The sequence below is a fragment of the Cupriavidus sp. CER-90 genome (genome assembly GCF_057652055.1).
The window spans coordinates 1677330-1699796 of record NZ_JBYGYM010000002.1; the positions used below are offsets into that span (position 1 = coordinate 1677330).

At 63.6% G+C, this 22467-nt stretch carries 27 protein-coding genes; 25 read left to right on the forward strand and 2 right to left on the reverse strand.

Annotation, left to right across the window (positions count from 1 at the left end; genetic code table 11):
* The first annotated feature begins 222 nt into the window (after positions 1-222).
* The 20 genes from AC24R4_RS18320 (at position 223) to AC24R4_RS18415 (ending at position 15505) form a co-directional block, all read left to right on the forward strand.
* Entirely contained in the window at positions 223-1173 is a 951-nt protein-coding gene (locus AC24R4_RS18320; protein ID WP_400391783.1) for an ABC transporter ATP-binding protein, read from the forward strand.
* Positions 1170-1997, forward strand: a complete 828-nt coding sequence (locus tag AC24R4_RS18325) for an ABC transporter permease (protein WP_400391786.1) — start codon at positions 1170-1172, stop codon at positions 1995-1997. Before AC24R4_RS18320 ends, AC24R4_RS18325 begins: the two co-directional genes overlap by 4 nt.
* A gap of 34 nt (positions 1998-2031) precedes the next feature.
* Positions 2032-2280 (forward strand): BolA family protein, encoded by a 249-nt coding sequence (locus AC24R4_RS18330; protein ID WP_092602220.1) that lies wholly within the window; start codon positions 2032-2034, stop codon positions 2278-2280.
* Between the two features lie 65 nt (positions 2281-2345).
* Complete coding sequence (gene murA, locus AC24R4_RS18335; RefSeq protein WP_400391790.1) at positions 2346-3596, forward strand: UDP-N-acetylglucosamine 1-carboxyvinyltransferase; 1251 nt, start codon at positions 2346-2348, stop codon at positions 3594-3596.
* Positions 3597-3643: 47 nt separating this feature from the next.
* Entirely contained in the window at positions 3644-4318 is a 675-nt protein-coding gene (gene hisG, locus AC24R4_RS18340; protein ID WP_092602115.1) for an ATP phosphoribosyltransferase, read from the forward strand.
* Positions 4319-4378: 60 nt separating this feature from the next.
* Complete coding sequence (hisD, locus tag AC24R4_RS18345) at positions 4379-5713, forward strand: histidinol dehydrogenase (RefSeq protein ID WP_400391793.1); 1335 nt, start codon at positions 4379-4381, stop codon at positions 5711-5713.
* Positions 5714-5747: 34 nt separating this feature from the next.
* On the forward strand, positions 5748-6848 hold the full coding sequence (gene hisC / locus AC24R4_RS18350; RefSeq protein WP_400391796.1) for a histidinol-phosphate transaminase: 1101 nt from the start codon (positions 5748-5750) through the stop codon (positions 6846-6848).
* A 7-nt stretch (positions 6849-6855) separates the two neighbouring features.
* The gene (gene hisB / locus AC24R4_RS18355; protein ID WP_066731163.1) at positions 6856-7443 is read left to right on the forward strand and encodes an imidazoleglycerol-phosphate dehydratase HisB; all 588 of its coding nucleotides are present in this window, start codon (positions 6856-6858) and stop codon (positions 7441-7443) included.
* A 100-nt stretch (positions 7444-7543) separates the two neighbouring features.
* Positions 7544-8167, forward strand: coding sequence for a YchE family NAAT transporter (locus AC24R4_RS18360; RefSeq protein WP_153949119.1), 624 nt, complete (start codon positions 7544-7546; stop codon positions 8165-8167).
* Positions 8164-8817, forward strand: a complete 654-nt coding sequence (gene hisH, locus AC24R4_RS18365; protein ID WP_400391800.1) for an imidazole glycerol phosphate synthase subunit HisH — start codon at positions 8164-8166, stop codon at positions 8815-8817. The genes AC24R4_RS18360 and hisH overlap by 4 nt, the downstream gene beginning before the upstream one ends.
* Before the next feature lie 174 nt (positions 8818-8991).
* A complete protein-coding gene (hisA, locus tag AC24R4_RS18370) occupies positions 8992-9735 on the forward strand; it encodes a 1-(5-phosphoribosyl)-5-[(5-phosphoribosylamino)methylideneamino]imidazole-4-carboxamide isomerase (protein ID WP_153949121.1) in 744 nt (247 codons plus the stop codon).
* Positions 9736-9813: 78 nt separating this feature from the next.
* Positions 9814-10584: an imidazole glycerol phosphate synthase subunit HisF gene (hisF, locus tag AC24R4_RS18375; RefSeq protein WP_400391804.1), complete on the forward strand. Its 771-nt coding sequence runs from the start codon at positions 9814-9816 to the stop codon at positions 10582-10584.
* A 2-nt stretch (positions 10585-10586) separates the two neighbouring features.
* Positions 10587-10994, forward strand: a complete 408-nt coding sequence (gene hisI, locus AC24R4_RS18380) for a phosphoribosyl-AMP cyclohydrolase (protein WP_153949123.1) — start codon at positions 10587-10589, stop codon at positions 10992-10994.
* Positions 10991-11368 (forward strand): phosphoribosyl-ATP diphosphatase, encoded by a 378-nt coding sequence (locus AC24R4_RS18385; RefSeq protein ID WP_400391808.1) that lies wholly within the window; start codon positions 10991-10993, stop codon positions 11366-11368. The genes hisI and AC24R4_RS18385 overlap by 4 nt, the downstream gene beginning before the upstream one ends.
* 67 nt (positions 11369-11435) lie before the next feature.
* A complete protein-coding gene (locus tag AC24R4_RS18390; protein ID WP_400391811.1) occupies positions 11436-11828 on the forward strand; it encodes a DUF4870 family protein in 393 nt (130 codons plus the stop codon).
* Between the two features lie 85 nt (positions 11829-11913).
* Positions 11914-12270 (forward strand): histidine triad nucleotide-binding protein, encoded by a 357-nt coding sequence (locus tag AC24R4_RS18395; RefSeq protein ID WP_400391814.1) that lies wholly within the window; start codon positions 11914-11916, stop codon positions 12268-12270.
* A gap of 160 nt (positions 12271-12430) precedes the next feature.
* Positions 12431-12667, forward strand: coding sequence for a Sec-independent protein translocase subunit TatA (gene tatA / locus AC24R4_RS18400; protein ID WP_153949126.1), 237 nt, complete (start codon positions 12431-12433; stop codon positions 12665-12667).
* Positions 12668-12756: 89 nt separating this feature from the next.
* A complete protein-coding gene (tatB, locus tag AC24R4_RS18405) occupies positions 12757-13275 on the forward strand; it encodes a Sec-independent protein translocase protein TatB (protein WP_400391817.1) in 519 nt (172 codons plus the stop codon).
* Positions 13276-13277: 2 nt separating this feature from the next.
* A complete protein-coding gene (tatC, locus tag AC24R4_RS18410; protein WP_400391820.1) occupies positions 13278-14078 on the forward strand; it encodes a twin-arginine translocase subunit TatC in 801 nt (266 codons plus the stop codon).
* Positions 14079-14332: 254 nt separating this feature from the next.
* On the forward strand, positions 14333-15505 hold the full coding sequence (locus AC24R4_RS18415; RefSeq protein ID WP_400391822.1) for a porin: 1173 nt from the start codon (positions 14333-14335) through the stop codon (positions 15503-15505).
* 544 nt (positions 15506-16049) lie between these two features.
* Here the strand turns inward: AC24R4_RS18415 and AC24R4_RS18420 are convergent.
* Positions 16050-17243, reverse strand: coding sequence for a Do family serine endopeptidase (locus AC24R4_RS18420; protein ID WP_153949130.1), 1194 nt, complete (start codon positions 17241-17243; stop codon positions 16050-16052).
* Between the two features lie 20 nt (positions 17244-17263).
* Between AC24R4_RS18420 and AC24R4_RS18425 the strand changes: the two genes are divergently transcribed.
* Positions 17264-18010, forward strand: coding sequence for a Nif3-like dinuclear metal center hexameric protein (locus AC24R4_RS18425; RefSeq protein WP_400394395.1), 747 nt, complete (start codon positions 17264-17266; stop codon positions 18008-18010).
* Positions 18011-18050: 40 nt separating this feature from the next.
* Here the strand turns inward: AC24R4_RS18425 and mscL are convergent, their stop codons facing one another.
* On the reverse strand, positions 18051-18485 hold the full coding sequence (gene mscL / locus AC24R4_RS18430) for a large conductance mechanosensitive channel protein MscL (RefSeq protein ID WP_400394397.1): 435 nt from the start codon (positions 18483-18485) through the stop codon (positions 18051-18053).
* Between the two features lie 244 nt (positions 18486-18729).
* On the opposite strand from mscL, the gene petA reads away from it, so the two are divergent.
* From petA to AC24R4_RS18450, 4 genes are all read left to right on the forward strand, one after another.
* Positions 18730-19347: a ubiquinol-cytochrome c reductase iron-sulfur subunit gene (petA, locus tag AC24R4_RS18435; protein WP_092602085.1), complete on the forward strand. Its 618-nt coding sequence runs from the start codon at positions 18730-18732 to the stop codon at positions 19345-19347.
* A gap of 2 nt (positions 19348-19349) precedes the next feature.
* Entirely contained in the window at positions 19350-20753 is a 1404-nt protein-coding gene (locus AC24R4_RS18440; RefSeq protein WP_092602083.1) for a cytochrome b, read from the forward strand.
* Between the two features lie 37 nt (positions 20754-20790).
* Positions 20791-21534, forward strand: a complete 744-nt coding sequence (locus tag AC24R4_RS18445) for a cytochrome c1 (protein WP_400394392.1) — start codon at positions 20791-20793, stop codon at positions 21532-21534.
* 294 nt (positions 21535-21828) lie between these two features.
* Positions 21829-22440: a glutathione S-transferase N-terminal domain-containing protein gene (locus tag AC24R4_RS18450; protein ID WP_008643086.1), complete on the forward strand. Its 612-nt coding sequence runs from the start codon at positions 21829-21831 to the stop codon at positions 22438-22440.
* The last annotated feature ends 27 nt before the right edge of the window (positions 22441-22467 follow it).

Sequence of the window (22467 nt, forward strand, 5' to 3'; positions counted from 1 at the left end):
GCGTGCGGCCATGCGATGCCACGGCGTCGGGCCGATGGCCTGGCGCCGCGCCGGGCAGAGCGGGGGAACCCCCTCATCCCCTATAATTCCGGGTTGTTCGTCCCCAAGTCGCCCCCAAGTGTCCTGACACGATCCACAGGTGCTGCGCGGCTAACCTCAGGGGCGCCCCCCCAATCCAGGTAAGGCTGACCGCCAAGCGGCCCCATCCCAAGACATTCGGCCATGAAAGCCATCGAAATTACCGATGTCCGCAAGCGTTACCGCAACCTGCAGGCGCTCAAGGGTGTCAGTTTCAGCGTCGAGCGCGGGGAATTCTTCGGCCTGCTCGGCCCCAACGGCGCGGGCAAGACCACGCTGATATCCATTCTGGCCGGCCTGAACCGCGCCGATTCGGGTACGGTCAGCGTGCTGGGCCACGATGTGGTGGACGACTACCGCATGGCGCGCCGCATGCTGGGCGTGGTGCCCCAGGAGCTGGTTTTCGATCCGTTCTTCACGGTGCGCGAGACGCTGCGGCTGCAGTCGGGCTATTTCGGCCTGTCGCGCAACGACGACTGGATCGACGAGATCATGGCCAACCTCGATCTCACCAACAAGGCCGACAGCAACATGCGCCAGCTTTCGGGCGGCATGAAGCGCCGCGTACTGGTGGCCCAGGCGCTGGTGCACCGTCCGCCCGTGATCGTGCTGGACGAACCCACCGCCGGCGTGGACGTGGAACTGCGCCAGACCCTGTGGAAATTCATTTCGCGCCTGAACCGCGAAGGCCACACGATCATCCTGACCACCCACTACCTGGAAGAAGCCGAGGCACTGTGCGACCGCATCGCCATGCTCAAGTTCGGCGAGGTGGTGGCGCTGGACCGCACCAGCAGCCTGCTCAACCAGTTCGCGGGCCTGCAACTGGTTCTGACCCTGTCGAAGGGGACGCTGCCGGCCGAACTGGACGCACTGCGCACGCCGGGCAACCCGGGCGAGCGCGCGCATCGCCTGCGGCTGTCGGGCTACGAGGCCGTGGAACCCATCCTGGCCGCGCTGCGCGCCGCCGGCTGTGAAATCGAAGACATGGAAATCAGCAAGGCCGACCTGGAGGACGTGTTCGTGCAGATCATGCGCCGCGAGGGCGAGATGCCCGGCAGCACGCCGAACGCCGCCATGGAGGCCGCGGCATGAAGAATCCCGCCGAGATCAATGTGGCCCAGCGCGAGGAACAGCGTCTGGCATCGATGAAAGTCGGCGGCCTGGTCGGCTTCCGCACGCTGCTCTACAAGGAAGTGCTGCGCTTCTGGAAGGTGTCGTTCCAGACCGTGGCCGCGCCGGTGCTGACCGCCGTGCTGTACCTGCTGATCTTCGGCCATGTGCTCGAAGACCGCGTGCGCGTCTACGACCAGATCAGCTATACCGCCTTCCTGGTGCCGGGCCTGGTGATGATGAGCGTGCTGCAGAATGCGTTCGCCAACAGCTCGTCGTCGCTGATCCAGTCCAAGATTACCGGCAACCTGGTGTTCATCCTGCTGCCGCCGCTGTCGCACTGGGAGATGTTCGGCGCCTACGTCGCGGCGTCGATCATCCGCGGGCTCTGCGTGGGCCTGGGCGTGCTGCTGGTGACCGCCTGGTTTGCACACCTGCATTTTGCGCATCCGCTCTGGATCCTGGTGTTCGGGCTGGCCGGCGCGGGCATCCTGGGCACGCTGGGCCTGATCGCCGGCATCTGGGCCGAGAAGTTCGACCAGCTGGCCGCGTTTCAGAACTTTCTGATCATGCCGGCCACGTTCCTGTCCGGCGTGTTCTATTCGATTCACTCCTTGCCGCCGTTCTGGCAGGCCGTGTCGCACGCCAACCCGTTCTTCTACATGATCGACGGCTTCCGCTTCGGCTTCTTCGGCGTGTCCGACGTGCCGCCGCTGCACAGCCTGGCCGTGGTGGTCGTGGCGTTCGTGGTGCTGGCCGCGCTGGCGCTGCGCCTGCTGCGCAAGGGTTACAAGCTGCGGCACTGATTTGCCGCAATTCACCGAATTCTCAGAGACAGACATGCTGCCTACTCCGGAACAAGTCAGGGATTACATTGCCCAAGGATTGCCCTGCGAACATCTGCACGTGGAGGGCGATGGCCAGCACTTCTTCGCCACGATCGTGAGCGGGGAGTTCGAGGGCAAGCGCCTGATCCAGCGGCACCAGCGCGTCTACGCGGCGCTGGGCGACCGCATGCGCGCCGAGATCCATGCGCTGTCGATGAAGACGCTGACGCCGGCCGAATGGCAGGCCGACGGCGCCAAATAAGGCGTCGATCCCTCACAAGACAACATACCGGCGGGTCCGACCCCGCCGGCTGACAAGACAGAAACATGGACAAATTCCAGATCCAGGGCAACGGGCCGCTCAAGGGCGAAGTCCGCGTCTCGGGCGCCAAGAACGCCGCCCTGCCCATCCTGTGTGCCGGCCTGCTGACCGCAGATACCGTATCGCTTTCCAACGTGCCCGACCTGCAGGACACGCGCACCATGCTCAAGCTGCTGCGCCAGATGGGCATGCAGGCCGACATGGTCAATGGCGTGGCCACGCTGAACGGCGCAGACATCAATTCGCCGGAAGCGTCCTACGACCTCGTGAAGACCATGCGCGCGTCGATCCTGGTGCTCGGCCCGCTGGTGGCCCGCTTCGGCGAGGCCCGCGTGTCGTTGCCGGGCGGCTGCGGCATTGGCGCACGGCCCGTGGACCAGCACATCAAGGGCCTGCAGGCCATGGGTGCGGAAATCAACATCGAGCACGGCTTCATCCACGCCCGCGCCAGCCGCCTGAAGGGCGCCCGCGTGGTGACGGACATGATCACCGTGACCGGCACCGAGAACCTGCTGATGGCCGCCACGCTGGCCGAAGGCGAGACCGTGCTGGAAAACGCCGCCCGCGAGCCCGAGGTGACCGATCTGGCCGAACTGCTGGTCAAGATGGGCGCGAAAATCGAGGGCATCGGCACCGACCGCCTGATCGTGCAGGGCGTCGACAAGCTCCACGGCGCGCAGCACAGCGTGGTGGCCGACCGTATCGAGGCCGGCACGTTCCTGTGCGCGGCCGCCGCGTCGCTGGGCGACATCGTCGTGCGCGACGTCCCGCCGCTGATCCTGGACGCCGTGCTGATCAAGCTGCGCGAGACCGGTGCCACGGTCGAGACCGGCGACGACTGGATCCGCCTGGCCATGGCGCAACGCCCGCAGGCCGTGAGCTTCCGGACGTCGGAATACCCGGCCTTCCCGACCGACATGCAGGCCCAGTTCATGGCCCTGAACGCGGTGGCCGAAGGCACGGCGCGCATCACCGAGACGATCTTCGAAAACCGCTTCATGCACGTGCAGGAGCTGAACCGTCTGGGCGCGAACATCACGGCCGAGGGCAATACCGCGGTGGTGACCGGCGTGCCGCGCCTGTCGGGCGCCAACGTGATGGCCACCGACCTGCGTGCGTCGGCCAGTCTCGTCATTGCCGGCCTGGTGGCCGATGGCGAAACGACGATCGACCGCATCTACCACCTGGATCGCGGCTACGACCGCATGGAAGACAAGCTGTCGGCCGTCGGCGCGAAGATCCGCCGGATCGCCTGAACCAGCCGCCGCCGCCCCAAGCCGCCCCGAACCTTGAAGAACTGACGATGAGTCCCGCTTTCAACGCCTCGCCCAACCAGCTGACGCTGGCACTGTCCAAGGGCCGCATCTTTACCGAAACGCTGCCGCTGCTGGCCGCGGCCGGCATTCAGGTGACCGAGGACCCCGAGACCTCGCGCAAGCTGATCCTGCCGACGTCGGACCCGGCCGTGCGCGTGATCATCGTGCGCGCGTCGGACGTGCCGACCTACGTGCAGTATGGCGCGGCCGACTTCGGCGTGGCCGGCAAGGACGTGCTGATGGAGCACGGCATGACCGGCCTGTACGCGCCGATCGACCTGAACATCGCGCGCTGCCGCATGTCGGTGGCGGTGCCTGCCGGCTTCGACTACGCCAACGCGGTGCGGCAGGGTGCGCGCCTGGCCGTGGCCACCAAGTACGTGCAGACCGCACGCGAGCACTTCGCCAAGAAGGGCGTGCACGTGGACCTGATCAAGCTGTACGGCTCGATGGAGCTGGGCCCGCTGGTGGGGCTGTCCGATGCCATCGTCGACCTGGTCAGTACCGGCGGCACGCTGCGCGCGAACAACCTGGTGGAAGTGGAGGAGATCGTGCAGATCTCGTCGCGCCTGGTGGTCAACCAGGCGGCGCTGAAGCTGAAACGGGAACGGCTGACGCCGATTCTGGAAGCATTTGAACGGGCCTCGGCGGCGCTCGCCTGAGGTACGCACAAGTTGAACCCGACCGGGCATCCGTCAGGGATTCCCCGAGGACAAGCAGTCATGAACGACACCGATATGGAGAACCTGTCGATCCGCCGGCTCGACTCGACCGAGCCCGGCTTTGCCGATGCCCTGCGCCAGGTGCTGGCGTTCGAGGCGTCGGAAGACGAGGCCATCGATCGCGCCGCTGCCGATATCCTGGCTGACGTGCGCCGCCGCGGCGACGAGGCCGTGCTCGAATACACGCGCCGTTTCGACCGCCTGGAAGCCCCCTCGATGGGCGCGCTGGAACTGTCGCAATCCCAGCTGGAAGCGGCGCTGGAAGACCTGGAGCCGAAGCGCCGCGCCGCGCTGGAGGCCGCCGCCGCCCGCGTACGCGCCTACCACGAGAAGCAGAAGATCGAATGCGGCAGCCATAGCTGGGAATACACCGAGGCCGACGGCACGATGCTGGGCCAGAAGGTGACCCCGCTGGACCGCGTGGGCCTGTACGTGCCCGGCGGCAAGGCCGCATACCCGTCGTCGGTGCTGATGAATGCGATCCCCGCGCGCGTGGCCGGCGTCAAGGAAGTGATCATGGTCGTGCCCACGCCCGGTGGCGTGCGCAACGAACTGGTGCTGGCCGCCGCGCAGATCGCCGGCGTGGACCGGGTGTTCACGATCGGCGGCGCGCAGGCCGTGGGCGCGCTGGCCTTCGGTACCGCCACGCTGCCGCAGGTGGACAAGATCGTCGGCCCGGGCAATGCCTATGTGGCGGCCGCCAAGCGCCGCGTGTTCGGCACGGTCGGCATCGACATGATCGCCGGCCCGTCGGAAATCCTGGTGATCTGCGACGGCACGACCGATCCGGACTGGGTGGCCATGGACCTGTTCTCGCAGGCCGAGCACGACGAACTGGCGCAGTCGATCCTGCTGTGCCCGGACGAGGCCTACCTGAACCGCGTGGAAGAGAGCATCCAGCGCCAGCTGCCGACGATGCCGCGCCGCGAAGTCATCGCCGCCTCGCTGGCCGGACGCGGTGCGCTGGTCAAGGTGCGCGACATGGAAGAAGCCTGCGAGATCGCCAACGCCATCGCGCCCGAGCACCTGGAGATTTCCGCCGAACACCCGCGCCAGTGGAGCGAGAAGATCCGCCATGCGGGCGCCATCTTCCTGGGCCGCTATACCAGCGAGTCGCTGGGCGACTACTGCGCGGGCCCGAACCACGTGCTGCCCACCTCGCGCACCGCGCGCTTCTCGTCGCCGCTGGGCGTGTACGACTTCCAGAAGCGTTCGAGCCTGATCGAGGTCAGCGAGGGCGGGGCGCAGATGCTGGGCCAGATCGCCGCCGAACTGGCCTATGGCGAGGGGCTGCAGGCCCACGCGCGCAGCGCCGAGTACCGATTCAAGCGTTAAGACATGCCGCAAGGCACGAAACCACAGGACCATCATGCCAGCCGTAGACCCATCTTTGATCGAACGCATCATCCGTGACGACGTGCGCGCCATGGGCGCCTATCATGTCGCCGACTCGCACGGACTGGTGAAGCTCGACGCGATGGAGAACCCGTACCGGCTGCCGCCCGACCTGCGCGCGCAACTGGCCGCGCGGCTGGGCGAGGTGGCCCTGAACCGCTACCCGGTCCCCAGCAGCGAGGCCCTGCGCGCGCAGCTCAAGTCGGTCATGAAGGTGCCGGCCGGCATGGAGGTGATGCTGGGCAACGGTTCGGACGAACTGATCAGCATCATTTCGCTGGCCGCATCGAAGCCGGGCGCCAAGGTGCTGGCGCCGGTGCCGGGCTTCGTCATGTATGCGATGTCGGCGCAGTTTGCGGGCCTCGGGTTTGTCGGCGTGCCGCTGCGCGCCGATTTCACGCTGGACCGCGCCGCCATGCTGGCCGCGATGGCCGAGCACAAGCCCGCCGTCATCTATCTGGCCTACCCGAACAACCCCACCGGCAACCTGTTCGACGCCGCCGACATGGAAGCGATCGTGCGCGCCGCGCAGGGCGAGGTATGCCAGAGCCTGGTGGTGGTGGACGAGGCCTACCAGCCGTTCGCCCAGGAAAGCTGGATGCCGCGCCTGACCGAGTTCGGCAATTTGCTGGTGATGCGCACGGTGTCGAAGCTGGGCCTCGCCGGTATCCGCCTGGGCTACATGGCGGGGTCGCCGGAATGGCTGTCGCAACTGGACAAGGTGCGGCCGCCGTACAACGTCAACGTGCTGACCGAAGCCACCGCGCTGTTCGCGCTCGAACATGTGGATGTGCTGGACGACCAGGCCGCCCAGCTGCGTGCCGAGCGCACGAAGCTGGCCGACGCCATGGCGGCCATGCCGGGCGTGACGGTCTACCCGAGCGCCGCCAACTTCCTGCTGGTGCGCGTGCCGGATGCGGCACAGGCGTTCGCGCGCGTGCTGGCGCGGAAGGTATTAATCAAGAACGTGAGTAAAATGCACGCATTGCTGGCCAACTGTCTGCGCGTGACGGTCAGCACCCCCGAAGAAAACGCGCAGTTTCTTGAGGCATTCCGTGCCTCATTGCAGGATTAACCCCACCATGCGTGTTGCAGAGGTCACCCGCAATACCTCGGAAACGCAGATCCGCGTTTCGCTGAACCTTGATGGCACGGGCCGCCAGAAGCTGGCTTCCGGCGTGCCGTTCCTCGACCACATGCTGGACCAGATTGCCCGGCATGGCATGTTCGACCTGGAGGTGGAGGCCACGGGCGACACCCATATCGACGACCATCACACGGTGGAAGACGTCGGCATTACGCTGGGCCAGGCCGTGGCGCGCGCCATCGGCGACAAGAAGGGCATCACCCGCTACGGCCACAGCTACGTGCCGCTGGACGAGTGCCTGTCGCGCGTGGTGATCGACTTCTCGGGCCGCCCGGGGCTGGAATTCCACGTGCCGTTCACGCGCGCCCGGGTGGGCAGCTTCGACGTCGACCTGACGATCGAGTTCTTCCGCGGTTTCGTCAACCACGCCGGGGTGACGCTCCATATCGACAACCTGCGCGGCATCAACGCCCACCACCAGTGCGAAACGGTGTTCAAGGCCTTTGGCCGTGCGTTGCGCATGGCGGTGGAGCTGGATCCGCGTGCGGCCAACCAGATTCCATCGACCAAGGGTACGCTCTGACCCATACTGGTGTCTGACCTGAAACACTGACCTGCGCCCCATATAGCAGGCGTGCCGGCTGGCTGCGGCGACGCTGACAACCCCGACACACCCGCATCCGATGGATACGCTCAAGTCTTTCATCTCGCTGCTGGCGCTGATCAATCCGATCGGGGCGATCCCGTTCTTCATCAGCCTGACCAGCCAGCAGACCGAGGCGGAGAAGCTGAAGACGATCAAGACGGCGTCGATTGCCGTGGCGATCGTGGTGGGCTTGTCGGCGTTGCTGGGCCAGCAGATCATCGAGTTCTTCAATATCTCGGTGGCGTCGCTGCAGGTGGGCGGCGGGCTGATCATGATCATGATGGCCATGAACATGCTCAACGCCCAGACGGGCCGGACCAAGGCCACGCCCGAGGAAGAGGACGAGGCGGAGGCCAAGACCAGTATCGCGGTGGTGCCGCTGGCGCTGCCGTTGCTGACCGGGCCGGGATCGATCAGCACCGTGATCGTGTATGCGGGCAAGACGCATCACTGGTACGAGCTGCTGATCCTGGTCGGGATCGGCGTGCTGCTGGGGCTGGTGGTGTATGGCACGTTCCGTGCGGCGGACCCCATCGCACGGGTGGTTGGCAGGACCGGGATCAATATCGGCACGCGCCTGATGGGGTTGATCCTGTCGGCGCTGGCCGTTGAATTCATTGTGGACGGGCTGAAGACATTGTTGCCTGTTTTGAAATCATGACTACCATAGCAATTGTGGATTACGGCATGGGCAACCTGCGCTCGGTGGCGCAGGCTCTGCGTGCCGCGGCACCGGAAGCGGACGTGCAGGTTGTGGACCGCCCCGAGGCGATCCGCGCGGCCGACCGCGTGGTGCTGCCGGGGCAGGGTGCGATGCCCGACTGCATGGGCGCCCTGGGAGATTCGGGGCTCCAGCAGGCCGTGCTGGAGGCCGCGGCGTCGAAGCCGATGCTGGGTGTGTGCGTTGGCGAACAGATGCTGTTCGAACGCAGCAGTGAAGTCAGGTCGGGTGCGGCCAGCACGCCGGCCCTGGGCCTGATGCCGGGCGAGGTGATCCGCTTTGAACTGGAAGGGATGACGCAGCCGGATGGCTCGCGCTTCAAGGTGCCGCAGATGGGCTGGAACCGCGTGCGGCAGGCAATGGCGCACCCGATGTGGCAGGGCGTCCCGGACAACAGCTGGTTTTACTTCGTGCACAGCTATTATGTGCAGGCGCAGGAGCCCGCGCATATTGCCGGCGAGACGGACTATGGCGTCGTGTTTACCAGCGCGGTGGCACGCGATAATATTTTCGCCACGCAGTTCCACCCGGAGAAGAGCGCCGCGATGGGTTTGCAGCTATACCGGAATTTCGTGCACTGGAATCCGTAAAGCGTCAGAAGCACCTGTTACCAGAAGCGCCACAAGATCAACAGCGATACCTGCCGTTCAGAGCCACCGACCCAGACTGCATCCACTGCAAAACTGACATGACCTGAGCGCCCGCGCAGCCCGCGCTGGCATCGCTGCCCTTTTCCTTTACACAACCACCACGCTCGTTACGCTATGTTGCTCATTCCGGCCATCGACCTGAAGGACGGTCAGTGTGTACGCCTCAAACAAGGCGATATGGACCAGGCTACCGTCTTTTCCGAAGATCCCGCCGCCATGGCACGTCACTGGGTGAACCAGGGCGCGCGTCGCCTGCATCTGGTCGACCTGAACGGCGCCTTTGTTGGCAAGCCCCGCAACGAGGCCGCCATCAAGGCCATCATCGCGGAAGTCGGCGACGAGATTCCGGTCCAGCTCGGCGGGGGGATCCGCGATCTGAACACGATCGAACGCTGGCTCGACGACGGCCTGTCGTACGTGATCATCGGCACCGCGGCCGTGAAGAACCCCGGATTCCTGAAGGACGCCTGCTCGGCGTTCGGCGGCCACATCATCGTCGGGCTCGATGCCAAGGACGGCAAGGTGGCCACCGATGGCTGGAGCAAGCTGACCGGCCATGAAGTGGCGGATCTGGCACGCAAGTACGAAGACTACGGCGTGGAAGCCATCATCTACACCGACATCGGCCGCGACGGCATGCTGCAGGGCATCAACATCGACGCCACGGTCAAGCTGGCCCAGTCGATGTCGATTCCGGTGATCGCCAGCGGCGGCCTGTCGAACATGGCGGACATCGACCAGCTCTGCGCCGTGGAAGGCGAGGGCGTGGAAGGTGTGATCTGCGGCCGCGCGATCTATTCGGGCGACCTGGTCTTTGCCGACGCCCAGGCGCACGCGGACAAGCTGACGGCCGAGTAACGGGCGGCCGCGTCACGCCACCCGGCAGGACGCCACAACCAGCCGTGCCCCGGGCGGGCGCGGCAGGCAAGGAACCACATGCTAGCCAAACGTATCATCCCCTGCCTCGACGTCACCAACGGGCGGGTGGTCAAGGGTGTCAACTTCGTCGAACTGCGCGATGCTGGCGACCCCGTGGAAATCGCTCGCCGCTATGACGAGCAAGGTGCCGATGAAATCACTTTTCTCGACATTACCGCGACCAGCGACGGCCGCGACCTGATCCTTCATATCATCGAGGCCGTGGCTTCGCAGGTGTTCATCCCGCTGACCGTGGGCGGCGGCGTGCGCGCCGTGGAAGACGTGCGCCGGCTGCTCAATGCCGGGGCGGACAAGATCAGCGTGAATTCGTCGGCCATCGCCAATCCGCAACTGGTTTCAGATGCAACCGGCAAGTACGGCTCGCAGTGCATCGTGGTGGCCATCGATGCCAAGCGCAGCTCGGCGCCGGGCGAGCCGGCCCGCTGGGAAGTCTTTACCCACGGCGGACGCAAGGCGACCGGTCTGGACGCCGTGGAGTGGGCCCGCGAGATGGCGCGCCGCGGCGCCGGCGAAATCCTGCTGACCAGCATGGACCGCGACGGCACCAGGAGCGGATTCGACCTGGAACTGACGCGCGCGGTCAGCGACGCCGTGCCGGTACCCGTTATTGCATCAGGTGGCGTGGGCGGCCTGCAGGATCTGGCCGACGGCATCAAGCTCGGTCACGCCGATGCGGTGCTGGCCGCCAGCATCTTCCACTACGGCCAGCACACCGTTGGCGAAGCAAAGGCATTCATGGCCCGCGAGGGCATCCCCGTCCGGATCTGATCATGGCAAAGAAGTGGTTGAACAAGGTGAAGTGGGACGACAACGGCCTGGTGCCGGTGATCGTCCAGGAGACGGGCTCCAATGACGTGCTGATGTTCGCGTTCATGAACCGGGAGGCGCTGCAGCGCACGGTTGAGCTGGGCGAGGCCGTGTTCTGGTCGCGTTCGCGCAAGCGCCTGTGGCACAAGGGCGAGGAGTCGGGCCACGTGCAGAAGGTGCACGAAATCCGCCTGGATTGCGACGAGGACGTGGTCCTGCTGAAGGTCACCCAGATCGACAGCATTGCCTGCCATACCGGCCGGCACTCGTGTTTCTTCCAGAAGTTCGAAGGCGACGTCGAGTCGGGCGACTGGCATACCGTCGAGCCGGTGCTCAAGGACCCGTCGGCGATCTACGCGGCCAAGCCATGAGCCAGAACACGCAAACGACTGGCTCGGCAGACGTGCTGGCCCGCGTGGCCGCCACGCTGGAATCGCGCAAGCCCGAAAACGGCGGCGACCCCGACAAATCCTATGTGGCCAAGCTGTTCAGGAAGGGCGACGACGCCATCCTGAAGAAGATCGGCGAGGAAGCCACCGAAACCGTGATGGCGGCCAAGGACGCCCGCGCGGCCGGCCTGGGCGACGAAGCCGTGGGCAAGGTGGTCTACGAAGTGGCCGATCTGTGGTTCCACACGATGGTGCTGCTCTCGCATATCGGCGCCACGCCGGCCGACGTGGTCAATGAACTGGCGCGCCGCGAGGGGCTGTCGGGGCTGGTCGAGAAAGCCAGTCGCAAGGAGTAGCATTGAGCCTATGGCCTCCCGGAATGTTCCGGACACGGCATAACGCGGTACAACGCTGGAGGGCACGATGGCGACGGACTACACCACGCAGGTGACGACAACCGCTGATGCGGACAAGCTCGACGGACTGCGCAAGCTGACGCACATCCTTTATGCGCTGTATGCGATCCACTGGTTTACAGGCGGCATTACGGCGCTGATCGCGATCATCGTCAACTACGTAAAGCGCGATGACACCCGGGGAACGGTGTATGCCTCGCACTTTGCGTGGCAGATCCGCACATTCTGGTGGTCGATTGTCTGGTACGTGGCGGGCGGCATCCTGTTCGCAACAGTGGTGCTGATCCCGGTGGCAATCGCCGTTTTCTGCATTTTGTCACTGTGGATACTGTATCGTATCGTCAAGGGCTGGCTGTACCTGAACGACCGCAGGCCGATGTATCCGGGCGAGCCGTTCTGAAGCCAGACCGGCAAGATCGCGACAAAAGTGGCAGCAGGACGGCACAATTTGGTGCAGTGTGCTGACAAGCTGCAACAAGAACTTCATGAAATCCCAGGACAATTGCATTTTCTGCAAGATCGTGGCCGGTCAGATCCCGTCCAGCAAGCTGTACGAGGACGACGATCTGCTGGCGTTTCACGATATCCATCCCAAGGCGCCGGTACACTTCCTGGTCATTCCGAAATCGCATGTCGATTCGCTGGCTGACTGCGGGTCCGGCGATGCGGATGTGCTTGCTAGAATAATGCTCAAGGTGCCCGAACTGGCACGCCTTGCCGGCTGCGACAACGGCTTCCGTACGGTTATCAACACCGGCACGGACGGCGGACAGGAGGTGTTCCATCTCCACCTGCACGTACTCGGCGGCCCGCGCGACCAGTGGAAGTCACCGGCGTTCTGAACGCAGGTTCGGGAAGCCTGGCATGAGAAAGGGGCTGGGACAGCGATGTTCCGGCCAGATGTTGCGTCGGGTACCGTCGCCCCGACGCGGCCTTTGAAGGACGGAACTACGGGGCCGGGCGATCATATTCCGACGCCCGCGGCTTTATCAGGAGCAAGAAATGGGTTCGTTTAGCATTTGGCACTGGCTGATCGTGCTGGTGATCGTCATGCTCGTCTTCGGTACCAAGAAGCTGCGCAATATCGGCCAGGACCTGGGTGGCGCGGTGAAGGGCTTCAAGGATGGCATGAAGGACGGCAACGCCGAGGAACCTGGCGCCAAGCCCGCCGCGGCCAAGGAACTGCGCGACGCCACCACGATCGACGTGGAAGCCAAGGAAAAGCAGCGCCAGGAATAATCCGCCGGCCGTTTTTTCTTGTCAGCCATCCTCCCGGCGGCCGCGCACGGCGCGGCCCGCCAATCCTGTGTCTCAGTTCCGGTTTTCGCATGATCGATCTCGGCATTTCCAAGCTGGCACTGATCGGCGCCGTGGCGCTGATCGTGATCGGCCCCGAGCGTCTGCCAAAGGTGGCGCGCACGGTCGGCGCCCTGGTCGGTCGCGCACAACGCTATATCAATGACGTCAAGGCCGAGGTCAGCCGCGAGGTCGAACTCGAGGAACTGCGCAAGATGCGCACGGAATTCGAGAACGCCGCGCGCGACGTCGAGCAGACCATCCATAAGGAAGTCAACGAACACACCCAGGCGCTGAACGAGGCACTGGGCGGTGTGGAGGCTTCCGGCACGGGCGGATCCGACGCCAGCGGCGTCAGCGCCGGCTATGTGCCCAGCTGGGACAGCGCGCACAAATCCCATAACGGCCGCAAGAGCTGGCGCGTCAAGCAGGGCGCGCGGCCGATCTGGTTCAAGCGCCAGCAGAACGTGCGCGTGTGGGTGCAGTCCGGCGCGGCCCGCGTCAAGCGTCATCGCCCGGCCAGCGGCCGTAACCGTTCCTTCTTCGAGTAAGCATGGCGGGCACCCAAGACCCCAACGACTCCCACGATCCCAACGACGAGTCCCAGCAAGAGACCTTCATTTCCCACCTGATCGAGCTGCGCGAGCGGCTGGTGAAGGCGGTGGCGGGGGTCATCATCGTCTTTCTTGGCCTGGTCTACTGGGCGGCGGAAATCTTCAACCTGTTTTCGGCGCCGCTGACGCAATCGCTGCCCAAGAACGGCCGCATGATCGTGACCGATGTGACCGGTTCGTTTTTCGTGCCGATGAAGGTGACGATGCTGGTGTCGTTCCTGATCGCGCTGCCATGGGTGCTCTACCAGATCTGGCGCTTTGTCGCGCCGGGACTGTACCAGCATGAGAAGAAGCTGATCCTGCCGCTGGTGAGCAGCAGCTACGTGCTGTTCCTGTGCGGCGTGGCCTTCGCATACTTTCTGGTGTTCCCGACGGTGTTCCACTTCATGGCGCACTACAACGCGCCGCTCGGGGCCGAGATGTCGACCGACATCGACAAGTACCTGAGCTTTGCCATGACGACCTTCCTGGCATTCGGTATTACGTTCGAAGTGCCGGTGGTGGTGATCGTGCTGGTGAAATTCGGCGTGGTGGAACTGGAAAAACTCAAGCAGATCCGTCCGTACGTGATTGTTGGCGCATTCATCATCGCCGCCGTGGTCACGCCGCCTGATGTGATGTCACAACTGTTGCTGGCCGTTCCGCTAGTGGCCCTGTACGAGCTGGGCCTCTTGATGGCCCGTTTTGTGACAAAGCAGCCACTTGGTACCCCTGCCGAGGGCGAAACCCAGCCAGACTGAGTTCCGGGACAGTTGTTAACGGGCTGTATCCCGGTAGTCTGATTGCTGCGTTTTGCACCAAATTGGTGAAATCCCCCGTGTTTGCTGTTGCTTCGTCACAACAAGAAGCGTCGGTAAACCGTGTTTACGGCGAAAAAGACTTCTGACGCGCTAGGGGGGTGACACATAATACGACGCAGACGTGAAGGTTAATGCGTCGCCCAAGCACTTGGGCAACCAAGATTTCCCAATCAGTTGACAAGGAAAGTGTCGATATGAAGATGAAACTGTTTGCAGCTGCCGTTGCCGCTCTGGCCGCCGGCGGTGCCTATGCCCAGTCGAGCGTGACCCTGTACGGTGTGGTTGACGCTGGCGTTGAGTACGCTAACCACCAGCCGGGCGTGACCGGCAGCCACGACGTCGTGCGCCTGACCTCGGGCAACATGTCCGGCAGCCGTTGGGGCCTGCGCGGCGTGGAAGACCTGGGCGGTGGCCTGAAGGGCGTCTTCGTGCTGGAAAGCGGTTTCAACCTTGACACCGGCACGTCGGGCCAAAGTGGCCGTCTGTTCGGTCGTCAAGCTTTCGTGGGTCTGCAAAGCCAGTACGGCACGCTGAGCCTGGGTCGTCATCAGACGCCGTTCTATGACTTCGGTCTGGCCTTCGATCCGATGGCCATTTCGTCGAACTACTCGATCACCGCTCAAGACTCGGCTTTCGCCAGCCGCGCTGACAACTCGATCAAGTACACCGGCACGTTCGGTGGTCTGACCGCCTCGCTGCTGTACAGCACCGGCGCGAACATGCCTGGTGGCACGGCTACGGCGAGCGCCTACCAAGGTATTTCGGGTGAAGTCCCGGGTTCGTACAAGACCGGCCGTGAGTACAGCGCCAGCCTGATTTACAACGGCGGCCCGTTCTCGATCGGTGCAGTCTTCGACGAAACCAACCTGGGCAACCCGGCTGTGGCAGGTGTGAACACCGCCAGCGCCAAGGTTCAGCGCGCTTCGGTCGCAGGTACGTACGCCTTCGGTCCGGCCAAGATCTTCGGTGGCTACCGCTACGCTCACGCCCTGCAAGGCGCAATTCTGCCGGGTTCGATCCCGGCCGGTGGCTCCACCGCTGGTGGTTCGGCTGTGAACGTGTCGAACCTGTACTGGCTGGGTGCTGGCTACCAGCTGACGCCGGCTCTGTCGCTGACGGGCGCCGCTTACTACCAAGACTTCCGCAACACCAAGGCTGATCCGTGGTCGTTCGTGGTGTCGACGGACTACGCCTTCTCGAAGCGCACCGACGCGTACTTCAACGTGTCGTACGCCAAGAACAAGGACGGCTCGACCCTGGGCGTTTCGTCGATCGGCCCGAGCTCGATCAACAGCACTGGCTTCGGTACGACCCAAGGTTCGTACAACCAGTTCGGCGCTGTGGTTGGTGTTCGCCACAAGTTCTAATTTGATGCGGGTGTAAGCCCGCTTCAGATTCGGCTTGATCAAAACGCCGGTATCCGAAAGGATGCCGGCGTTTTGTTTTTGGCGGGGCGAACAGGTCTGCGCGTCACGGTTCACGGCGCCCGTATTGGTGCGCTGGCAGGCGAGGCGAAATGCGGAGTGGGCCCATATCGTGACGCAGTGGCGGCCCCCATCGACAACCTGCGCGCTCGCGGTCGCCCCGGGTGATCATTCCGGAGGGCCTCTGTACAGTATCAAGGCGGTAGGAATGGTCGGCGCGCAATTCGATCTCGTGTAGCGTTCCTGTCCTGCGCCCTTGTGGCAGCACACCTGGCACGAGGGGAGATCGATCGCCGCGACAGTCGGCACGCCTGGTCGGCTCGCGGCCCACTTCGATCGTAGGCCGGTTCATCCACGCTGGACACCTGCCGGAATACAAAAAGCCCCGGCCATCACTGGCGGGGGCTTTTGCTTTGAAGCCGTAACGCTAAGGGTCCGGCAGATCGTCAGCGAGCCGTAGGGCGGCTACGAAACTGCCTGCTAAACGTCATTCTTCCTCGTCCAGCGGCATGGCGCGGCGCGGCGGTGGCGGGCGCTTGCCGATCATCACCGCGATGTCGGCCGGCTTGCCACGGCGAATGACCTTCATCTTGACTTCGGCACCCGGCTTGAGCTGCGCGATGGCATTGAGCAGTGCAGTCGTATCCGAAATCACCTGGTTGTCGACCGATACCAGTACGTCGCCAGGCTTCACGCCGGCCTTGTCGGCTGGCCCGCCCTGGACCACTGCGGCGATCAGCGCGCCTTCCTTCGCATCCAGGCCGAACGATTCGGCGATCTCCGGGGTCAGGTCCTGGGGCTCCACGCCGATCCAGCCGCGCGTCACGCTGCCCGTCGAGATGATCGATTCCATCACCTGCTTGGCCGTCGATACGGGAATGGCAAAACCGATACCCAGCGAGCCGCCGGAGCGTGAATAGATCGCGGTGTTGATACCCAGCAGGTTGCCCTGCGCATCCACCAATGCGCCGCCCGAGTTGCCCGGGTTGATGGCTGCGTCGGTCTGGATGAAGTTTTCGAAGGTATTGATGCCCAGGTGGCTGCGTCCCAGCGCCGAGACGATACCCATCGTCACCGTCTGGCCCACGCCGAACGGATTGCCGATGGCCAGCACCACATCGCCCACCTTCACGTTCTCGATGCGGCCCAGCGTGATCGCAGGCAGATCCTTGAGCGTGATCTTCAGGACGGCCAGATCGGTCTCGGGATCGGAACCCACGACCTTGGCGTTGGCCTTGCGGCCGTCGGTCAGCGCCACCTCGATTTCATCGGCGCCATCCACCACATGGTGGTTGGTTAGAATGTAACCCTCGGCGCTGACGATCACGCCCGAACCCAGGCTGGACACCGGCTCCTGGCGCTCCGGCAGCCGATCGCCAAAGAAGAACCGGAACCACGGATCCTCCGCTTGCGGATTGGGCGACCGTTTCGTGCCGTTCTTGCTGGTGAAGATGTTGACCACCGCAGGCATGGCTTCCTTGGCGGCATCGCTATAGGAACCCTGGGCTGCAGAGCCGGCCACGCTGGGCACGACTTCCTTCAGTGCCACGATAGGCGACCCCGACTGCACGGCCACCCGCCCGCGTTGCAGCCATTCGGGTTTGAGCGTGGCTATCACAAACCACACGGCCAGCACGACCGTGACGGCCTGAGCAAAGAACAGCCAGAATCGGCGCAACATATCGGAGTTTTGACCAGAAAATGAAAACCAAAGAGCTGGAATTGTACTTGAACGACCTGCTGGAAGTTTCCCGCTTCAAGGACTATTGCCCGAATGGGCTCCAAGTGCAAGGTCGCCCCGAAGTCACCCACATCGTGACGGGCGTCACCGCCAGCCTGGCGCTGATCGACGCGGCCATCGAGGCCGGCGCCGACGCCATCCTGGTGCATCACGGTTACTTCTGGAAGAACGAAGATGCACGTGTCATCGGTCAAAAACACGCAAGACTGAAGAAACTCCTGGCGGCCGACATCAACCTGATGGCCTTCCACCTGCCGCTGGATAATCACCCGGAACTGGGCAACAACGCGCAACTGGGCCTGCAGCTGGGCATCGCACCGAACGGTCGTTTCAGCGACGACCAACTGGGCTGGACGGGCACATTGCCGCAGCCGATGCCGCTGCACGCCTTCGCCGCCCACGTGGGCGGCGTGCTCGACCGCGAACCGCTCACCCTTGGCGATCCGGATCAGATGGTTCGCAGCGTGGGCTGGTGCACCGGCGGCGCGCAGGGATATTTCGCGGCCGCCGTCGCGGCGGGCGTGGATGTTTACCTGAGCGGGGAAGTGTCGGAGCCCACCACGCATCTGGCGCAGGAGAGCGGGGTAGCCTATATCGCGGCCGGCCACCACGCCACGGAGCGGTATGGCATCCGGGCCGTGGGCGAACATCTGGCGCAACGTTTCGACCTGCGCCACACCTTCATCGATATTCCGAACCCGGTCTGAGCAGCCGGGCCCGGAACTTTCAGCCAGCCAGATCGGGCGATCAGGCGCGCGGGGCCTTCAGGCTGTCGCGAATTTCGCGCAGCAGCTGGATGTCCTCGGGCGTTTCGGCCGGCTTCGGCGCTTCCTGCTCCTTCTCGCGCATCTTGTTGAACGCCCGGACCATCAGGAAGATGATGAACGCGAGGATGACAAAGTTGACCACAATGGTCAGGAAATTGCCGTAGGCGAACACCGGCACGCCGGCCTTCTTCAAGGCATCGAGGGTGTGCGGCACACCCGGCGGCGGCTCGGCCAGCATGACGAACATGTTGGAAAAATCGAGCTTACCCACGACGCGGCCCACCAGCGGCATGATCAGGTCGTTGACAACAGAATCGACGATCTTCCCGAACGCAGCGCCGATGATCACACCCACAGCCAGGTCGATCACGTTGCCGCGCATCGCGAAAGTTCGGAACTCGCTCATCATTCCCATCGGTTTTTCTCCAATTTGTTGTTCCAGATTAACGTTTGTATTTGACAAAGCCTGCATCATCGCAACCTCGAGTGCAAGTCTGGATGCCGCATTAGAACGCTTTCCGCTGCGATTCCACATCCGATCCCATGAACGATTATCGGCGCCACGGCTATCAGTAGTTCGCCTATCGTCGCCAGATGTGCCTCAGGTATAATTTTTTGTTGACGCAGGATTCAATTGATGACATCCCCTGGGGTTTGGAATGAGTGACCAGCAAGACGTGAAGAACGTAGACAAAGGTCGCCGCAATTGGTTGATCGCGACTTCAGTCGCGGGCGGCGTAGGAGGCGTTGCAGTAGCAGTACCGTTCGTCAGCACCTTTGCACCCTCGGAAAAGGCCAAGGCCGCCGGGGCGCCCGTCGAAGCCGACGTGGGCGGCCTGAAGCCGGGCGAGATGATGACGGTTGAATGGCGCGGCAAACCGGTCTGGATCCTGCGCCGTACCCCCGAAATGCTTGCCTCGCTCAAGAAGACCGACGCAGAGGTAGCGGACCCCGGTTCGGACGTTCCCTTCACCATGAAGACGCCGGACTATTGCAAGAACGAGACCCGTTCGCGCGCCGAACACAAGGACCTGCTGGTCGTGGTCGGCATCTGCTCCCATCTTGGCTGTTCTCCCTCGGGCCCGTTTGCCTCGGGCGCCAACCCGCAGCTTGGCGCGGACCCCGGCTTCCTGTGCCCGTGCCACGGTTCCACCTTCGATCTGGCAGGCCGCGTGTTCAAGAACAAGCCTGCCCCGCAGAATCTTGACGTACCCCCGTACCAGTTCCTGTCCGATACCAAGATCGTGATCGGCAAGGACGAGAAAGGAGAAGCGTGATCATGGCGGCCGAAAAAGAAGTCAAGACTACCGGGCTGCTGGGCTGGATCGACGCCCGTTTCCCCGCGACGCAGCTTTGGGAAGACCACCTCTCCAAGTATTACGCACCGAAGAACTTCAACTTCTGGTACTTCTTCGGATCGCTGGCGCTGCTGGTGCTGGTCATCCAGATCGTCACCGGCATCTTCCTGGTGATGAACTACAAGCCGGACGGCACGCTCAACGCGGCCGGCATTCCTGTGGCGTTCGCCAGCGTGGAATTCATCATGCGCGAGGTCCCGTGGGGCTGGCTGGTGCGCTACATGCATTCCACCGGCGCGTCGGCGTTCTTCGTCGTGGTGTACCTGCACATGTTCCGCGGGCTGCTGTACGGCTCGTACCGCAAGCCGCGCGAGCTGGTCTGGATCTTCGGCTGCCTGATCTTCCTGTGCCTGATGGCCGAAGCATTCATGGGCTACCTGCTGCCGTGGGGCCAGATGTCGTACTGGGGCGCGCAGGTGATCGTGAACCTGTTCTCGGCGATCCCGGTGATCGGCCAGGACCTGTCGCTGTTCATCCGCGGCGACTACGTGGTGAGCGATGCCACGCTGAACCGCTTCTTCTCGTTCCACGTCATTGCCGTGCCGCTGGTGCTGCTGGGCCTGGTGGTGGCGCACATCATCGCGCTGCACGAAGTGGGTTCGAACAACCCGGACGGCGTGGAGATCAAGGCGAAGAAGGACGAGAACGGCATCCCGCTGGATGGTATCCCGTTCCACCCGTACTACTCGGTGCATGACCTGCTGGGCGTGACCGGCTTCCTGATCATTTTCTCGGCCGTGATCTTCTTCTTCCCGGAAGTTGGCGGCTACTTCCTGGAAGCCAACAACTTCTTCCCGGCCGATCCGCTGAAGACGCCGCCGCACATCGCGCCGGTGTGGTACTTCACGCCGTTCTACTCGATGCTGCGCGCCACGACGTCGAACTTCCTGCCGATCCTGTGGCTGTTCTTCGCGGTCGTACTGGGCATGGTGTTCCTGCGCACGAAGGACGCACGCATCCGCATCGGGTCGATCGCGGTGCTGGTGGTGCTGGCCGTCGGCTTCTATTTCATCGACGCCAAGTTCTGGGGCGTGCTGGTGATGGGCGGCTCGGTCATCGTGCTGTTCTTCATGCCGTGGCTCGACTGCTCGCCGGTCAAGTCCATCCGCTATCGTCCCGCTTTCCACAAGTCGATCCTGATCGTCTTCGTGGTGGTGTTCCTGGTCCTCGGCTACCTCGGCGTGCAACCGCCGTCGCCGGTGGGCGAGAAGGTGTCGCAGCTCGGTACGCTGCTGTACTTCGCCTTCTTCCTGACCATGCCGCTGTGGAGCCGTGCCGGCACGTTCAAGCCGGTGCCGGAGCGCGTCACGTTCCATCCGCACTAAGACGCTGCGCGACCCTACAAGAGGACAAGGACACAAGATGAAAAAGTTGCTTTCGATCTTCGCACTGGTCGGCGCATGCCTTGCCGCGCTGCCCGCGATGGCCTCAGAAGGCGGTTATCCGCTGGAACCGGCTCCGCTGGACACGAGCGACGTGTCGTCGCTGCAGCGTGGCGCCAAGCTGTTCGTCAACTACTGCCTGAACTGCCACGGCGCGTCAATGATGCGCTACAACCGGCTCAAGGACCTGGACCTGACGGACGATCAGATCCGCCAGAACCTGCTGTTCTCGGCCGACAAGGTTGGCGAAACGATGACGATCGCCATGCCGCCGAAGGATGCCAAGGCCTTCTTCGGCGCCATTCCGCCGGACCTGTCGGTCATCGCCCGTGCCCGCGGCAACGACTGGCTCTACACGTACCTGCGCACCTTCTACCGCGACGACGCGCGCGCCACGGGCTGGAACAACCTGGTCTTCCCGAGCGTGGGCATGCCGCACGTGCTGTGGGAACTGCAGGGTCAGCGCGCGCCCAAGTACACCGAGGTGGAAGAACACGGCGAAAAGGTGCACAAGCTGGCCGGATGGGAGCAGATCACGCCGGGCAAGATGAGCACGCAGGAATACGACCAAGCCGTGGCCGATCTGGTGAACTACCTGAACTGGATGGCCGAGCCGGCCCAGAGCCACCGCAAGCGCCTGGGGGTCTGGGTGCTGCTGTTCCTGGGCGTGCTCACCGTGTTCGCCTGGCGCCTGAACGCCGCGTACTGGAAAGACGTGAAGTAAGCCCGCCGCGCGCGAGGGCCGGCAGTTGTAACGGAATATGTAACAACGCAGGACTCGCCACCCAAAGGGCCGGCGCGGAAGTTGCAGCAGTGCAGCACCGCGCCGGCCCTTTCTTTTGCGCTATCCGGGTCGAAAGCGTCGCAAAAGACACCTGCTGGCCCGATCGGCTATTTGTAACTAATTTGCTTTTCAATGGGCCGTTCTGACAGAATGTTTGCCCTGTCCAGAGTTAGCACCGCCAAGTTCGTCAAATTTCCATAGATTTGGCGCACTTCACACCCAAGGAATTCAACCATGATGGTGTTGTATTCGGGTACCACTTGCCCGTTTTCCCAACGTTGCCGCCTTGTCCTGTTCGAAAAGGGCATGGATTTCGAGATTCGCGACGTTGACCTGTTCAACAAGCCGGAAGACATTTCGGTGATGAACCCGTACGGCCAGGTGCCGATCCTCGTCGAGCGCGACCTGATCCTGTACGAATCGAACATCATCAACGAGTACATCGACGAGCGATTCCCGCACCCGCAGTTGATGCCGGCCGACCCGGTGCAGCGTGCGCGCGCGCGCCTGTTCCTGTTCAACTTCGAAAAGGAACTGTTCACCCACGTCTACGTGCTGGAGAACGAAAAGGGCAAGGCCGCCGAGAAGAACCACGAGCGTGCCCGCGCCGCCATCCGCGACCGCCTGACGCAGCTTGCGCCGATCTTCGTCAAGAACAAGTACATGCTGGGCGAAGAGTTCTCGATGCTCGACGTGGCCATCGCCCCGCTGCTGTGGCGCCTGGACCATTACGGTATCGAACTGTCGAAGAACGCCGCGCCGCTGCTGAAGTACGCGGAACGCATCTTCAGCCGCCCGGCCTACATCGAAGCACTGACCCCGTCTGAAAAGGTCATGCGTCGCTAAGACGGACCCGACGCCACCGCACAAGCG

Coding starts and splice junctions, on each gene's coding strand:
- tatC (WP_400391820.1), top strand. CDS start 13,278: ATGGCGGGCACCCAAGACCCCAACGACTCCCACGATCCCAACGACGAG.
- hisC (WP_400391796.1), top strand. CDS start 5,748: ATGCCAGCCGTAGACCCATCTTTGATCGAACGCATCATCCGTGACGAC.
- AC24R4_RS18440 (WP_092602083.1), top strand. CDS start 19,350: ATGGCGGCCGAAAAAGAAGTCAAGACTACCGGGCTGCTGGGCTGGATC.
- AC24R4_RS18385 (WP_400391808.1), top strand. CDS start 10,991: ATGAGCCAGAACACGCAAACGACTGGCTCGGCAGACGTGCTGGCCCGC.
- hisH (WP_400391800.1), top strand. CDS start 8,164: ATGACTACCATAGCAATTGTGGATTACGGCATGGGCAACCTGCGCTCG.
- hisI (WP_153949123.1), top strand. CDS start 10,587: ATGGCAAAGAAGTGGTTGAACAAGGTGAAGTGGGACGACAACGGCCTG.
- hisF (WP_400391804.1), top strand. CDS start 9,814: ATGCTAGCCAAACGTATCATCCCCTGCCTCGACGTCACCAACGGGCGG.
- AC24R4_RS18425 (WP_400394395.1), top strand. CDS start 17,264: ATGAAAACCAAAGAGCTGGAATTGTACTTGAACGACCTGCTGGAAGTT.
- AC24R4_RS18360 (WP_153949119.1), top strand. CDS start 7,544: ATGGATACGCTCAAGTCTTTCATCTCGCTGCTGGCGCTGATCAATCCG.
- tatA (WP_153949126.1), top strand. CDS start 12,431: ATGGGTTCGTTTAGCATTTGGCACTGGCTGATCGTGCTGGTGATCGTC.
- hisB (WP_066731163.1), top strand. CDS start 6,856: ATGCGTGTTGCAGAGGTCACCCGCAATACCTCGGAAACGCAGATCCGC.
- AC24R4_RS18320 (WP_400391783.1), top strand. CDS start 223: ATGAAAGCCATCGAAATTACCGATGTCCGCAAGCGTTACCGCAACCTG.
- AC24R4_RS18390 (WP_400391811.1), top strand. CDS start 11,436: ATGGCGACGGACTACACCACGCAGGTGACGACAACCGCTGATGCGGAC.
- hisG (WP_092602115.1), top strand. CDS start 3,644: ATGAGTCCCGCTTTCAACGCCTCGCCCAACCAGCTGACGCTGGCACTG.
- AC24R4_RS18325 (WP_400391786.1), top strand. CDS start 1,170: ATGAAGAATCCCGCCGAGATCAATGTGGCCCAGCGCGAGGAACAGCGT.
- mscL (WP_400394397.1), bottom strand. CDS start 18,485: ATGGGAATGATGAGCGAGTTCCGAACTTTCGCGATGCGCGGCAACGTG.
- AC24R4_RS18330 (WP_092602220.1), top strand. CDS start 2,032: ATGCTGCCTACTCCGGAACAAGTCAGGGATTACATTGCCCAAGGATTG.
- hisD (WP_400391793.1), top strand. CDS start 4,379: ATGAACGACACCGATATGGAGAACCTGTCGATCCGCCGGCTCGACTCG.
- AC24R4_RS18415 (WP_400391822.1), top strand. CDS start 14,333: ATGAAGATGAAACTGTTTGCAGCTGCCGTTGCCGCTCTGGCCGCCGGC.
- petA (WP_092602085.1), top strand. CDS start 18,730: ATGAGTGACCAGCAAGACGTGAAGAACGTAGACAAAGGTCGCCGCAAT.
- hisA (WP_153949121.1), top strand. CDS start 8,992: ATGTTGCTCATTCCGGCCATCGACCTGAAGGACGGTCAGTGTGTACGC.
- AC24R4_RS18395 (WP_400391814.1), top strand. CDS start 11,914: ATGAAATCCCAGGACAATTGCATTTTCTGCAAGATCGTGGCCGGTCAG.
- murA (WP_400391790.1), top strand. CDS start 2,346: ATGGACAAATTCCAGATCCAGGGCAACGGGCCGCTCAAGGGCGAAGTC.
- AC24R4_RS18445 (WP_400394392.1), top strand. CDS start 20,791: ATGAAAAAGTTGCTTTCGATCTTCGCACTGGTCGGCGCATGCCTTGCC.
- AC24R4_RS18450 (WP_008643086.1), top strand. CDS start 21,829: ATGATGGTGTTGTATTCGGGTACCACTTGCCCGTTTTCCCAACGTTGC.
- AC24R4_RS18420 (WP_153949130.1), bottom strand. CDS start 17,243: ATGTTGCGCCGATTCTGGCTGTTCTTTGCTCAGGCCGTCACGGTCGTG.
- tatB (WP_400391817.1), top strand. CDS start 12,757: ATGATCGATCTCGGCATTTCCAAGCTGGCACTGATCGGCGCCGTGGCG.